Genomic DNA, 14,793 nt, shown 5'->3' with positions numbered 1-14,793 from the left:
GTATTTTTTAAATGATACTTAAAGTTACAAAATCAATAGGAAATAGAGTAGTGGTTAGATCGAATTTTCAGGTGAAAATTTTACTTGTTTTTTTGTTATTTTTATATAAACAAGTACTAAAATTGAAAGTAAGCCACAAATTGAAAACCCTATAAATAAAGGCATTGCAGTGCTAGAGGTGAATTTTCCAATAAAAATACTAATTGGTACGGCCATCATAGTTGAAATAAACCCGGTTATTGCTGCTCCAATTCCTGCAATATGCCCAACAGGTTCCATTGCCAATGCTCTTAAATTTCCAAACAGAAAACCAATTGCTAAAAACTGTAAACCAAAGAAAGTAAGTAAAACTCCTATTCCAGGGTTTCCTGATCCGCTGAATAAGAATACATATAATAATGAAATACTAAAGAAGGAGCCAAGTGCAATAGTTACTAATTTTTCCATACCATACTTTAAAACAAGTGTACCATTTAAAAAAGTTGATGTTCCAATTGCTACTGCTAAACCGGCAAAAATATATGGAAACTCGTCTTGTAAAAGGTATTGTTCCTGAAAAATATGTTGAGATGTACTTAAATACACCATAAAAGAACCTGTTATAAACCCAGAGATTATAGTAAAGCCAATGGTTCTTTTAGATTTTGAAATTTCTTTTAGGCCGTTCATAAAAATATGACTTGTAAATTTTAAACGCCGTTCTATTGGAAGCGTTTCAGGTTGTCTTTTCCAAAACCAAAACGATATTAAAACACTAAATATCAACTGAATATAAAATATTGCTTGCCAATTATAATGATTTAAAACAAATTGACCCATTGCAGGAGCAATAATTGGTACTAAAATAAAAACGACTGCAATAAATGACATAATACGTGCCATATAATCTCCGCTAAAAGTATCTCTAACCATTGCAATACTAATAGTTCTAGGAGCTGAAAGGCCAATGCCCTGTAAAATTCTTCCGGCAATCATCATTTCCAAACTTTTTGAAAACACGCAAATTAAACTAGCAATTATAAAAATTCCAAAGCCAAGAAAAACAATAGGTTTTCGTCCTAAACTATCTGAAATCGGGCCAAAAAATAGTGGGCCAATTCCTAAACCTAAAAAAATCATAGTTATTAACAACTGGTTATCAGTCTCCTGAGTAGTTCCAATTGAAAAACCAATAAAATTAAGTGCAGGTAGTAAAGCATCTATAGCCAAAGCAACTATAGACATTAATGAGGCCATTAATGCTATAAATTCAAATTGGGATGTTTTCTTAATTTGCATTGGGCAAATGTACTTTAATTGTATTAGTAATAACGTATTTTTATCATTGTAAAAAGTGATGGCTTCATAAGAATTTGTAATTTGCAGTTTAAAAATTAGAAAAGAGGTAGTTATGAATTTTGTAACGCTAAAGAAGAGTATTAAAGGTGTTGATATTTATATTTTAGATCAAATATTAAAAGGTCGTTATCAGGCTGGAGCAAAAATTTTAGATGCTGGTTGTGGAAATGGCAGAAATTTAAAATGGTTTTATCAGCAAGGTTTTGAAATTTACGGAACTGATATGCATTCAGGCCCTACACAAACCTGTAAAGAACTGTATCCGACTCAAAAAGAGTATTTTACACAAGCTACTGTAGAACAATTACCTTACAAATCCAATAATTTTAACCATGTAATTTGTAATGCTGTATTGCATTTTGCAAAGGATTTAAGCCATTTTTCACAAATGTTTGATGAGTTATTGCGTGTATTAAAACCTCACGGAACGTTATTTATAAGAACTGCATCTATTTTTGGCCTGGAAAACGAGGTGATAGCATTGGAAAATGGAAATTATAAATTACCTGATGGTTCAACCAGGTTTTTACTAACTGCAACAATTCTTGAAGAAATTCAAAATAGGAATGAGATCTCATTTATAGAAGATGTAAAAACAACGATTGTACATTCTAAAAGATGTATGACCACTTTAATGATCGAAAAAAAAGAATAATTAATAAGTAAGATTAGAATATGGAATTAAAAAATACAATTGCGGAGCAATTTGTTCACATGGTTTTCTTTTGGTTGAAAGACCCAACTAATGAAAATGATAGAAAAGAATTTGAAAAGGCGATGCATAAATTTTTAAATTCATCTGTGTACGCAAAGAATAAACATTTTGGGCAACCGGCAAAAACCAACAGACCAGTAATTGATGATAGCTATACATATTGTTTAAAAGTTTCTTTTAATAATTTAGAAGAACACGACAAATATCAAATAGAGCCTGCACATAAATTATTTATTTCTGAAGCTTTTCATTTATGGGAGCGTGTTTTAATATACGATTCAGAAAGTTAATTGTTAGATAAGATGTTTTAGAATGGGTGATGGTTTGAAAAACTCTATTTAACATAATATAAATTATAATACAAATTATGACCTTTTGGTTTTTATAGTGGATCACTTTATTGCTTTGTATAAATAAAATGCTCAGGAATTTTTTTCTACACGCAATTTGCAGCCGCTTGCCAACACCAAAAAAAGCAATCCTTTTAGTTTTGTAATTATATTCTGAATTAGTTTGAATATTCTCGTTCTAAAAGTTTTCAGAATGTTCTCGTTAAGTTGGCGCAACAGTTTACGGCATAATTTTGAAAGTCCTGTGGACTTTTGAAATTTTGAGCGAGCCTTTTAGCGTTGGCAATACCAGATAATTTCTAAACACTTGCTTTCATTTCGTTCCAAACAAGCTTCCATTCATTATGCTTATCTTTTTTTCTTGATACGGCATAAATATTAAAGATTGAGAATCTTAAATATTTTGAGCGAGTTGATGCGTTGGAAAACAAAAAAATGCCGTCGCTACCATCTCGCCACCAAAAGCAATCATCCACTGGATAATTACTTTTGTCACGTATAAAACTTTGGAAACAATTACGGCTTATTCGCTATATTTTAGACGGCATAAATTGAAAAGATTGAGAATCTTTGCAATTTTGAGCGAGTTGATGCCGATGGCAAGAATGCTTCTACCCCCTAAAACATATACGCTCACTTGCCTATTGTTATAGCCAAAGTTTTATGAGGCCGTTTTAAAAATTCTATTTAACATAATATTTTAAAAACTCTCTTTCAACTATTGTTTTACTTAATTTATTGTTAGCAATCAACTCTGATTCTATACACAAACCTGACGTAATAGTACCAAATTGCATACATTTTTTTGTGTCATACCCTTTAGAAAAACCATATAAAAACCCCGAAAAGAAAGAATCTCCTGCTCCGTTGGCATTTGTCATTTTATAAGCATCTATTATTGATGTTTCAATCCAACCGCCTTCTTTGGTATATGCAGTGGCTCCTCCTTTTCCGTGAGTGCAAACAACTAATTTTTTTCCATTTGCTATTTGTTGCAGCATAAATGGTTTATAATTGGGTAAATTATCGGAACTTAAAAAGATATAATCTGCAGCAGCTATAAAATCTTGATGGTATTCGTTTTTACCATCATAATCGTGTAAATCTGTCCAAATTTCTTTATTTAATTGCTTGCAAATTGGTAAAATATTTCGACAATAATTAGCTATATTCACAACAATATAAATTGCATTTTTCACTTCCTTTTCAAATTTAGAATAGTCAATTTCTGGCGTATCAGAACTAGGATTCATAAAAATAGAAATCCGTTCTCCTAAACCATTCATAATATTTAAATGTCTTTCGGTTCCCTTAGGATCAATATCTGAAATGAAATTAAGATTGGGTTCTTGTAAAAAAGAGGTGACTTTCTCCCCAAAAGAATCTTTGCCTATTAAAGAATGAAATGTTGTATTAAAACCCAATTTTGATAATGTCAATGCTTTTCCTGCTCCTGTATTACCTATAGTTTCTTTAAAGTGACAATTATGAATTGTCTGGGGTATTGCTACTGGGAATTCGTCCAATGTAATTACAGAATTATAAGATGCTCCACCAATAATAAAAATGTTTTCCATTATTGTTTAAGTTTTATAATTAATGCAGTATTCGCATTTAAATCAATTGATTTTAAAGATGTAAAATAAGTATTTGTAATGATATCAACTCCTGAATAATATCCAACTAAAGAATCTTCATATCGTTTTAAACTATAATCTTTAATTTCATTTTTACCGTTATTAATTATTACCATTGTATTTTCTGTTTTGGTATGTCTAAAATAGATGTAAATATCATTTACTGGTTGGTAGTGTGTTAATTTTCCAGAATGAATTTCAACGGCATTTTTACGCCAATTTAAAATGGTACTTACATAATTATAAACATCATTTTCTTTAATTGTTCTTCCTTTCTTCATAAAAGCATTTCTTTTGTCTGATTCCCAACCTCCAGGAAAATCCTTTCGTAATTGCCCATCTGGTTTATCGCCATCAAATAACAACTCATCTCCATAATACAATTGAGGAATTCCTCTTGTTGTTAAAATAAATGCCATACTTAATTTTAGTTTATCAACATCTTCATTTAACAGCGTAAACAATCGACCTACATCATGGTTTCCATTGAAAATCTTATTATTAAATGGATCACCATACACAAAATCTTCTGCCAAGGTTTCATATATTTTATAAATATTTTCTTCTTCACCAAAGGCTTTTAACATTGCATAATATAAAGGGTAGTCACAAACACTATTTACATAAGAAGTATATCCATCATTATTAATACCTCCATTATTCCAATATGATAGTGAAGATGCTTTTGCTTCCCAGGTTTCCGCTACAATATAAAAATTCGGGTATTCGGTTTTAATTGTTTGCATCCATTTTGCCATTACTTTTTTATCAGGATAAGGATATGTATCCATTCTAATTCCATCCAAGTTGGAATATTCAATCCACCAAATAGAATTTTGAATTAAATACGTTGCTAAATATGGATTGTCCAAATTTAAATCTGGTAAGTTAGTATCAAACCAACCTCTTGTAAATAGATTATAATCACTTTTTGAAACATGAGGATCAGATGCAGCAATATTGGTAAAGTTACTTCGCGTAAATGTTTCCCATTGATTTAACCAATTTTCAGATGGTAAATCATTCATCCACCAATGACCAGAGCCACAATGATTAAATACTTGGTCCATAATTATTTTCATTCCTTTTTGATGAGATAAATCTACCAAAGCGTTAAAATCTTTATTATCTCCAAAACGGCTATCTGTTTTATAAAAATCTGAAATACCATAACCATGATATGAGTATTTAGGTTGATTGTTTTCCAAAAATGGATTTAACCATAAAGTCGTTACACCTAAATTTTGAATATAATCCAAATGATTAATTATTCCTTTTATATCTCCACCATGTCTTCCGTCTTTATTAGAACGATCAACTTTTTCAAGTGTATCGTCAGTAGAATCATTTGTAGAATTTCCGTTAGAAAAACGATCTGGTGTGATAAGATATATTACATCTGAAGCATCTACAGTTTGATTACTATTATTTCTTTCTTTTTTTGATTTTAAATCATACTTATAAACTAATTTTTTTCCTTTATTCGTATCAAAAACAATATCAAAAACACCTTCTTTCGTAGTTTTTGAAATAGTAAGATTTATAAATAAATAGTTTGCACTTTCTAATTTAGTTACACTATTAATAGAAACTCCATCATAAGTAATACTTGGCTTTGCAAGACTTATATTTTTGCCATAAACTAAAAGTTGCAATTCGGTGTTTTCCATACCAATCCACCAATTGGGTGGTTCTACTTTATTTAATGCAATACTTTGAGCATTTATAAATTGAATTGAAAAAAAAAGTAATAAGCAAATAATTGAAGTTCTAAATACAGTATTCATTTTAGTAAAGTTTAAGATTATATTCGTCAATATTACTATTAGAAAAGAAGTAAAACAATGCTATTATTTAAACAACCGTTTGCTTATTCCAAACAACAAATTAAGTTGATTTTAGTAAAGTTTAGATATGACAATAATAGAAGATAGAAAACCCTCATGAACCTGTTTTTTATATAAAATTACTGGTTGTTTGTATTTAATTAGTGGTTATTAAGATTAATTTATAGACTTTAGCAGAATATATTTTCTCCATATGAAGTTTTCCTTTTTTATTAAAAATATAATTTCAAATCAAATCACCAAACACATATTGTATTGGTTGGTATTTGTGTTTTTTTTTACACTGGTTTGGGGAACTTATGACAATGACTATTTTAGGAATTTTATGATTCAAGTATTTAGTTTACCTTCACGGTTAACTTTGGTTTATGTAACATTATTCTTCTTATTTCCTAAATTTTTACTTGAAAAGAAATATGGAAAGTTTGTATTGCTTTATATACTACTTTTAATTGCTGTGACAGTTTTTATTCAAAGAACATTCTTTTTTTATATTATTCAACCTACGTATTTACAAAATTTTAAAAGTTCAAATTTCTTTGCTACTACAGAAATTATGAATACCCTTTTAGATGTAAATATTGCTATAATTATTCCTTTTGGATATGCATTTTTAAAGAGTTGGCAAAAAACAAATCAAAAAACTATTGAACTCGAAAAGAAGCAGTTAGAAAATGTTAATGAATTCATTTATTTAAAAGTTGAAAAATCACTTCAGAAAATTTTTACAAGAGACATCATATTTATTGAAAGTCTTAAAAACTATATCAAAGTAAAAACTATCGATAGAGAAATTATTGCTTATAAAAGTATTTCGTCTATTGAAAAAGAACTGCCTGAAAAAAAGTTTTTGAGAGTGCATCGTTCCTTTATCATCGGTCTCAATTTTATTGATTCATTTTCACCAACTAAACTGTCACTCAAAGGGTTTTCTATTCCAATCGGTCGAAAATATAAAGATAAAGTAAAAGATGTATTAGGTTATTTTTAGATATTTAACCATTTCACACTTATTATGCTTCCCTCCTTTCGTCAGTCAGCATAATAAGTGTTTACTCGCTACTCTTTTATTTTTCAAATAAGAGCTCGTGAATCTCCTGTCGTCGATTTCATTAAAATTGCAGAAGAAACTTTTTGGTATAAAACTGTTCATTTTATGAAAAGTTAAACTTTGCTTTTAGCCAAAGGGAGTAAAGCGGAATTCGCAAACTCCTAATTTATAAAATAATAAAAAAGTGAGCAAAGCAAAGTAACATAACGCTCACATTATAATACATTTTGTATTGTTGGTTTAGCCAGTGGCTGAAGCAATTATCAAGAATGATGGCGCGCTGGTGAATTGCTGTATAGTTGTATTTCAGGCAAATATTAGTATTTTTTTAATACTAATATTCACGAACTCCAGTAATAATAAAAAGCTGTGAGTAACTTACACATAATTGCAGATATAGTGCCTTTAGGTCTATATCGTTAGGCAAATCGACATTAGGTGGTTCGTGAATTCAATATTTTAAAATAATAAAGAAATGAACAATTATGTTAAAAGAAATTACGGCTTAAGTTCTAAATTATATTTATTTGCAGTTGTTTGCTCACCAATTATAAAGTAACCGGTTGTTTTGCAAAGTTACTGAGCTGTTGTATCTCTTGCATTCACGGTTAAGCCGATCCTTTACCAAAAGCAAGTCTGAAGTAACAACCTCGTTCACTCTAAAATTTTTGATTTCCATAGGAGTAATCTCCAGTTTTATCAGATTTCCTGTTTCTGGATCAATGTTGGCAAAATACATAAGTGTTAATTCACTTCTGTAACTCTCTTTTCCACCAATGCCTTCATAATCATTTAAAAAGTCACCACATCCATACAATATTAGCTTGTTATTGTATACTTCTATGGCTTTAAAATGGTGTGAAGAATGGCCATGAAACACATCAATTTGAGCTGTATCAATAAGACTGTGGACAAATTCCATTTCATTGGAATGTATTTCATATCCCCAGTTACCTCCCCAATGCAGGCTAAAAACCACAATGTCTCCGGGTTGTTTTACTGTTTCAACAAGTGCCTTAATTTCCTGAATGCCAGCTTGTGATAAATCCTTTAGAAGATTAACTCCCGGTCGGTTTTTCTGTGCTGCCCAACTTGAAAAAATTCCACTCGAAGGCATACCATACGACAAAACTATAATTCTTCCCTTACCCTCAATTTCAATTATAGCGGGTTTATTTGCTGCTTGGAAATCAATACCAGCTCCGGCATATTCTATTTCTGCCTTGTCTAGGGTGTTAATAGTTTGCGTGAGTCCTTTATAATCCCAATCTAATATATGATTATTTGCCAATGAACAGTATAAATTTTTAACTACTGAAAGGCATTCTATATTTTTAGGATGCATGCGGTATTGGATTCCTTTTCCTTTCCAGTATGAATTGTTGGTGGTTATGCTCGTTTCAAGATTAATAATCTTTAAATCAGGTTTTGTACGGTCAAATTCTTTAAGTGCATCACCCCAGATATATTTATAGTTTACGGGATATCCTATGAGACCATTTTTTTTCTCTGCAATGGTTACATATCCCCTGGCATCTTTCAAATACGATTCAAATATCTCTGGATTGCTGGGGTGTGGTAAGATTTGATCTATACCCCTACCAGTCATCACATCACCGCAAAGAAATAGCTTCATTTGTTTGTCAGTATCCTGCATCTCAACAACTCTTTTTTTAGTATTATTTTGAGTACTAACCTCTCTTAATAGAAGTGACATTATTATTATCAACAATCCGATAAGAAGAATTCCAGGTTTCATTAGATTAAAACTTCTGTCAATAAAAAACCATATCCAATTTACTTCCAGATGACTATGATTTGAAAAATTTTTCGCAAATTCTTTGCAACTTCTATTTAATTTAATCAACTAAATTATTAAACACCACTTCAAGTAATTTCTTATGGCTATCCTCAATATTAACATTACCAATTAATTCATTTCTATAAATTTATAATATTAATATTTCCAATACTACCACTTTTAACTTTCAAATTCTCAGTATTTAATAGTTAATCTCGATCAAATTTACAGGGGTTTATCATATCAGTAAATGATAAATATCATTTATAAAAACTTTATTAAAAGGTTTCACAAGTAGTTAACTACTCCACCAAATTCAAGATCTACCTTAAATTTATTCAAAATAGAATATTCGGTACTTCCTTGGTATAGCTGATCATTTAGACATTTTTTTGCTATAAAAATTATCAAATTTAAACACCAGAAAACCCAGTAACAAATTAAGAAGACCCAAACCAGTTTCTAATGGTTGAGAAAACATCAATTAAAGAAGCACCCAAAAACTGAGTGCCAGAAAGAATATTTGTGGAATGGGAAAAGAGGTCTTCTAAATCCACTTTTGATTTTATTTTTATGTCTTACTACGAATACTCCAGCTACTACTAGGGCTGCAAACAATTGTAGCACAAAACTACTATAGATTATTACCTGTTCAAAAGTTCCAGTGAATAATAACATAAGTGTTATGGTGGTTTGAAGCGAAATGGCACGTTGCGGAACGTTGCTTTTTGTTTTTTTGGAAAACCACCTCCATAGCCTATGGTCCTGTGCCATAACCTGTGTTACCCGGGGACCAGCCCATACCATTGCACTTATGCTCGATATAATTATCAAAGAAACATACATTCCTGTTGGGAGAAAATATAAAGAGGAAGTAAAAGAAACATTGGGTTATTTTTGAATTTAAATAAATTAGCCATTACACACACTTTTCCTCCACGCTCCTACCTACTCAAAAAAGAGTGTTCCATTAACATTGTAGAAGTAACTATTTAGTATAAAACTTATCATAAAATTCAATATTAAACTTTGCTTTTATTCAAATGGAGTAAAACGGAATTCGCAAACTCCTATTTATAAAATAATAAAAAAGTGAGCAAAGCAAAGTAACATAACGCTAACATTATAATACATTTTATATTATTAATTTAGCCAGTGGCTGAAGCTATAATTAAGAAAGTTGGTGCGCTGGCGAATTACTGTATAGACCTACTTCAGGCTATTTACACATAATTGTAGATATAGTGCCTTATTTAATGTTCAATTTCATGGGTGTCCCTTACACTACTAAATGTCAAGTCCAGTAATTTCCAATCACCTTCTTCTCTTTTATAAAATTCAGTCACGGTAAATTCATTTGACACATCATTACCACGCACATTAGCAGTCAATGTGATGCGGTTCCAGAGTACAGCTGTATCATCACCAAAAACTTCAACAGCAACATCATGCACCTCTGCCTTTTTATACCAGATGCTACCTGACTTAATGATTTCTAACTCTCTATCTTTTTTCCAAGAACCACTCATATGCACAAATTTTGACTTATCGTGAAAAAGTATAGCCAGTTTATCTACATCTTTATCTGCCATCCATTGCCATTTATTTTTTGAGAGTTCAGTAATTTCCTGCTCAACCGAAGTTTGTGCGAACGTCCAGGACGTGCTTAAAACAGAGATTAGTATTGCAAATATTGCGGTTTTTGTGTTCATCATTTAAAGTTTTATTAGTTATTAATATTCATTTATGCAAAAGTGAATCATCATTATTTGTTTACTCTTTTTATGAATGGTTGAAACTTTAAATAAGTCCCACTTCGCCAAAGCCACTCCAAAGGACCATACAAAAATCTTTTGAGCCACATTTTACTAAAAATTATTTGCACAATATAAATTACAATTCCCAGAAAAAACAAGGCCGATACTCCCCAATCACTAAAAATGGTTCCAAATGCCCATGGTGCAAAGATAAGACAACCAATTACACCTTGAATTATATAATTTGTCAATGCTGTTCTTCCATAAGGCGATAAAACTTCAAGGTAGTTTCTAAATTTGGTTTTTTGATAAAGCAAAATGAAGCCCATTGTTAAAGCCCCTGTAAATAGAACCATTCCAATATCCTCTAAAGTCCTAGTCAGCAATATTGATGTTGAAATATTTTGACCATCAGGCCTAAATAAAATAAACATATTTTGGTCAGGGAGTATTTTCTGAATCAAGGTAATTAGTAAAGTTCCCGAAAGAAATCCGACAAAGAGCCATAAATTACGTTTCTTTTGCTCATCTATTTTTTCAAAGAAACGATTACGACCTACATACAAGCCAAGAATAAATAAAGCAAGTGTTATATAACCTCGCCCAATGAATCCAAATTGATAGTTTAACTTGCCAGGTAAGCGTTCTTCATAATTATACTTTGCACTATTTAAGAAGGAAGGGTTGGCAGTATGTTCGGGTAGTGTCCGTGCTGTTTGATCATTATTGCTTTCCTCTGATACCACTACTTGCTCTTTTGCTAATTTGTTATTGTGATTTACTACTTGTATTATACGTGGACCTCCTATTAATAGTAGTGCTACAAGCGTTAACAACATATAATTTTTTACACGATACAGTGGTAAAAGCAATAGTCCAAAGAAAGCATAAATGGAAATGATTTCGAGATTAAAGAAGGAATGAGCTAATAAGCCAAGAGATAACAATAGAATCATTCTCCAAATAAATCTAAAACGAAAGTTTACACCTTTTTTTTCTGCCCTGTCCATTTGGATAAAAAAGCTTATCCCAAAGAGAAAGGCAAAAATATTTATAAATCTTCCCATTATGATATTGTTCCCAATCCATCGCACTGCTTCGTCTAACATTGGAAAATGAAGTACTTCATTTTGAGATGACATTGAAAATATTCCGAAATGTTGAATCATATGTATCAAAATTACGCCCAAAAGAGCAAATCCTCTTAATGCATCTAATACGGTTATTCTTTTAAGTGGTGATGATAGGGATATGTTTTCTTCCATAATTTTATAATTGATTTAAATATTTAACCAATTACTATTAAAACGTGTTTTTTCATTTCTGAAACCACATTAATACAAAATTGATTCGTTACTGTGATCCAAAATTACCGATTCAATTAAATCTTTGTTATACCAAGATTACTGAATTGTATACCATTTTCACTGATTTAAGTTATGATATTTGATTAATAGCAGATCAATACCTTATCTTTAATCAAAATTAAGTTGGATTATGAATAATATTTTGAACATCAATTCAGTTGCTGATTATTGTAGTTTAAGAAATCAAGAGTTACTGCATCCCTTGGTTAGTATAATCGATTTTGATAAAGTTATTGAAGAAGGACCTAAAAACAAAAAATATGATGCTTTTCACTTTAAGTGTTATGCTATCTTTTTAAAAGATGCCAAAGGATGTAAAATAATGTATGGTGGCAAACCATATGACTATGACGATGGGACGCTTGTTTTTATAAGCCCAAATCAAACTATAGAATTAGGAGGTTACAAACCTGACTTTGTACCAAAAGGATTTGCATTGTTATTTCATCCTGACTTGTTATTAGGTACTAATCTGGCAAGAAAAATGAATCAGTATAGTTTTTTCTCTTATTCCACTAACGAAGCTTTGCACCTTTCAACCAAAGAGCGTAAAGTTATATTGAGTGTTTTTGATAAAATCCAATTCGAATTGGAGCAAAATTTAGATAAGCATAGTAAAAAGTTGATTGTGGCCAATATAGAACTGTTTTTGGATTATTGTTTGCGTTTCTATGACAGACAGTTTCTCACACGTGACATTGTGAATCAGAGTTCTTTGGAAAAATTCGACACGCTTTTGAGCGATTATTTTGCTTCAGACAAGCCACTAAAACTTGGATTACCATCTGTTGGCTATTTTGCTGACCATTTACATTTATCTTCTAATTATTTTGGAGATTTAGTTAAAAGAGAAACAGGAATATCTGCTCAAGAGTATATACAAACAAAGCTTATTCATATAGCCAAGGAAAAAGTTTTTGACTTTGATAAGTCAATAAGTGAAATTGCCTATGAATTAGGGTTCAAATACCCACAGCATTTTAGCAGATTATTCAAACAAAAAGTTGGTTTTTCACCTAAAGACTTTCGTTCTTCCATTAACTAGACTGTTAACAATTATATTAAAAGCAATTGCGATTTAAGTTTTAAATGTTATAATTCTATATTATGCTAAATTACTCGCAGAGTTATTATTCTATTAAGTCTCCATGAATTCTTTGTAATTATCAAAAAATCAAGATCCTGCAATTATTTGTAACTATAATTTGTCATTATCTAAAATCACAAATTTTTATTTAACCCTGTGTTTGTGATTGGTATACTATTCTAATTTTTTTTACCATATTATTTGTTTGCAATTAAAACCTTAACTTACAGACAACTACTAACTTTTAAAAAATAACTATGAAAAATAAACTAGATTGTTTTGACCATGTTGTTGTTCTAATGCTAGAGAACCGCTCTTTTGATAATATTTTAGGCTATGCCTCTGAAAAATTTGATGGTGTAATAGGAAAAAACCTTTCAAATCCTTCTCCTACACGAACGGATGGAAAACGAGTTCATGGTGATGGCGAACCTATTAAAGTAAGACCTGGTACAACCATGGATAATCCTAATCCAGATCCTGGCGAGTACTTCCCTCACATCAATACTCAACTGTATAATTGTGTACATCCTTCAAAAAATGCTTTTTCTACAAAACAAAAACATTTTAAACCACCTTACAATCAGCCTGTTACTGGCACTCCTAAGTCGGTAGCTTGTTCAGAATTGCCTTATCCTGCTCCTATGACGGGTTTTGTACAAGATTATTATAACAAAATAGATAGCAATATGGGTATCTTTCATACACCCCATAGTGATGAATATAGCATTATTATGGAATGTTTTGCTGCTGAGAAAGTACCTGTTATGTCGGGACTTGCAAAGAGTTTTGCGGTTTTTGACCGTTGGCATTGTGCCGTACCTAGCCAGACTTTTTGCAACCGTTCATTTTTTAATGCTGCTACTTCTAACGGTCAGGTGGTCAACACTAAATATACAAAATGGTTGGAAAAAGATTTTAATCGTGATACAATCTTTAACCGTCTTGAAGAACAAGGCAAACCTTGGGTTATCTATTACGATAAAATGGATGTCTTTCCGTTAACATTATTAATACATTTTCAAAAGCTCTGGCCTTTTTTTAAAGAAAAAAAACAACGAAAACTACATTTTAGACATATGGAAGATTTTCATAAAGATGTTGAAAATGGTGACCTTCCTGCTTACTCTTTTATTGAGCCAAGGTTGTTCTTTAATCATAACGATATGCACCCACCAATTAAGATTCTGGGTATTACTCAGCCGTCCTCAGTAACTGCTGGTGAAGATTTGGTGAATGAGGTATATACTGTTATTAAAAAATCTAATAGTCAAAAACCAACTGGCAGTAATTCTGAAAATACCTTACTTTGTATAACTTATGATGAGCATGGTGGCTGTTATGATCATGTATCTCCTCCAAAATGCGCTACACCACCTAATGATGGATCTATTAACGAAATGGGGTTCCCTTTTGATCGTTTGGGCATTAGAGTTCCTACAATTATGATTTCGGCTTGGTCAGATCCACAGGTGATTAACTCTCAAAAACAGCATACTTCTATGCTTAAAACACTTGGTATGAAATGGGATTTTGAGCATTTAACAGATAGAGATGCCTCAGCCCCGGATTTTCTGGAGATTTTTAATAGAACGAGTCCTTTGCCAGGTACAGAATGGCCTTGTTTTAATTCTATAGATAACCCCAAAGGTTCAAAGGATAATGACAATTACCACTATCCACTTAATGATTTACAAAAAGCTGTTTTAGGTATGGCACATGAATTAGCGAAAGATCTAGCGAATGTAGGGGCATTAAAAAAGGAAATTAAAATAGGAGAATCGTTGGAACATATGAAGAAAATTTTAAACTCTTTCGATAATCAGTAGGATCTCTCTTGGGT

General features: G+C 31.1%; 11 protein-coding genes and 1 pseudogene. 5 read left to right on the top strand and 7 right to left on the bottom strand.

Annotation, left to right across the window (positions count from 1 at the left end; genetic code table 11):
- Positions 1-54 precede the first annotated feature (54 nt).
- Complete coding sequence (locus tag CHB63_RS03640) at positions 55-1,278, bottom strand: multidrug effflux MFS transporter (protein WP_089377052.1); 1,224 nt, start codon at positions 1,276-1,278, stop codon at positions 55-57.
- Positions 1,279-1,390: 112 nt separating this feature from the next.
- Here CHB63_RS03640 and CHB63_RS03635 point away from each other — a divergent pair, with 112 nt between their 5' ends.
- Together CHB63_RS03635 and CHB63_RS03630 are read left to right on the top strand one after the other, a co-directional pair.
- Positions 1,391-1,993 (top strand): class I SAM-dependent methyltransferase, encoded by a 603-nt coding sequence (locus tag CHB63_RS03635; protein WP_089377051.1) that lies wholly within the window; start codon positions 1,391-1,393, stop codon positions 1,991-1,993.
- Between the two features lie 20 nt (positions 1,994-2,013).
- Entirely contained in the window at positions 2,014-2,343 is a 330-nt protein-coding gene (locus CHB63_RS03630; RefSeq protein WP_089377050.1) for a Dabb family protein, read from the top strand.
- A 743-nt stretch (positions 2,344-3,086) separates the two neighbouring features.
- Here CHB63_RS03630 and CHB63_RS03625 read toward each other — a convergent pair.
- Both CHB63_RS03625 and CHB63_RS03620 read right to left on the bottom strand, forming a co-directional pair.
- Positions 3,087-3,980: a carbohydrate kinase family protein gene (locus tag CHB63_RS03625; protein WP_089377049.1), complete on the bottom strand. Its 894-nt coding sequence runs from the start codon at positions 3,978-3,980 to the stop codon at positions 3,087-3,089.
- Positions 3,980-5,827, bottom strand: a complete 1,848-nt coding sequence (locus CHB63_RS03620; protein WP_089377048.1) for a glycoside hydrolase family 13 protein — start codon at positions 5,825-5,827, stop codon at positions 3,980-3,982. The genes CHB63_RS03625 and CHB63_RS03620 overlap by 1 nt, the downstream gene beginning before the upstream one ends.
- 253 nt (positions 5,828-6,080) lie before the next feature.
- Between CHB63_RS03620 and CHB63_RS03615 the strand changes: the two genes are divergently transcribed.
- The gene (locus CHB63_RS03615; RefSeq protein WP_089377047.1) at positions 6,081-6,878 is read left to right on the top strand and encodes a LytR/AlgR family response regulator transcription factor; all 798 of its coding nucleotides are present in this window, start codon (positions 6,081-6,083) and stop codon (positions 6,876-6,878) included.
- A 601-nt stretch (positions 6,879-7,479) separates the two neighbouring features.
- Here CHB63_RS03615 and CHB63_RS03610 read toward each other — a convergent pair.
- The 4 genes and pseudogenes from CHB63_RS03610 to CHB63_RS03595 form a co-directional block, all read right to left on the bottom strand.
- Positions 7,480-8,805, bottom strand: coding sequence for a CapA family protein (locus CHB63_RS03610; protein ID WP_245856752.1), 1,326 nt, complete (start codon positions 8,803-8,805; stop codon positions 7,480-7,482).
- A gap of 573 nt (positions 8,806-9,378) precedes the next feature.
- Positions 9,379-9,585 (bottom strand): annotated as a pseudogene (locus tag CHB63_RS17465) (amino acid permease); the annotation flags it as partial.
- Between the two features lie 407 nt (positions 9,586-9,992).
- Positions 9,993-10,454 (bottom strand): nuclear transport factor 2 family protein, encoded by a 462-nt coding sequence (locus CHB63_RS03600; RefSeq protein WP_245856750.1) that lies wholly within the window; start codon positions 10,452-10,454, stop codon positions 9,993-9,995.
- Positions 10,455-10,504: 50 nt separating this feature from the next.
- On the bottom strand, positions 10,505-11,761 hold the full coding sequence (locus CHB63_RS03595) for a DUF418 domain-containing protein (protein WP_089377045.1): 1,257 nt from the start codon (positions 11,759-11,761) through the stop codon (positions 10,505-10,507).
- Positions 11,762-11,993: 232 nt separating this feature from the next.
- Here CHB63_RS03595 and CHB63_RS03590 point away from each other — a divergent pair, with 232 nt between their 5' ends.
- Together CHB63_RS03590 and CHB63_RS03585 are read left to right on the top strand one after the other, a co-directional pair.
- Positions 11,994-12,908 (top strand): helix-turn-helix domain-containing protein, encoded by a 915-nt coding sequence (locus CHB63_RS03590; RefSeq protein WP_089377044.1) that lies wholly within the window; start codon positions 11,994-11,996, stop codon positions 12,906-12,908.
- Positions 12,909-13,207: 299 nt separating this feature from the next.
- Positions 13,208-14,779, top strand: coding sequence for an alkaline phosphatase family protein (locus CHB63_RS03585; RefSeq protein WP_089377043.1), 1,572 nt, complete (start codon positions 13,208-13,210; stop codon positions 14,777-14,779).
- The last annotated feature ends 14 nt before the right edge of the window (positions 14,780-14,793 follow it).

The sequence above is a fragment of the Lutibacter flavus genome (assembly GCF_900188355.1).
Lineage (GTDB): Bacteria > Bacteroidota > Bacteroidia > Flavobacteriales > Flavobacteriaceae > Lutibacter > Lutibacter flavus.
Note: the sequence above shows the minus strand (reverse complement) of the source record. Positions and strands in the feature narration are given on the sequence as shown.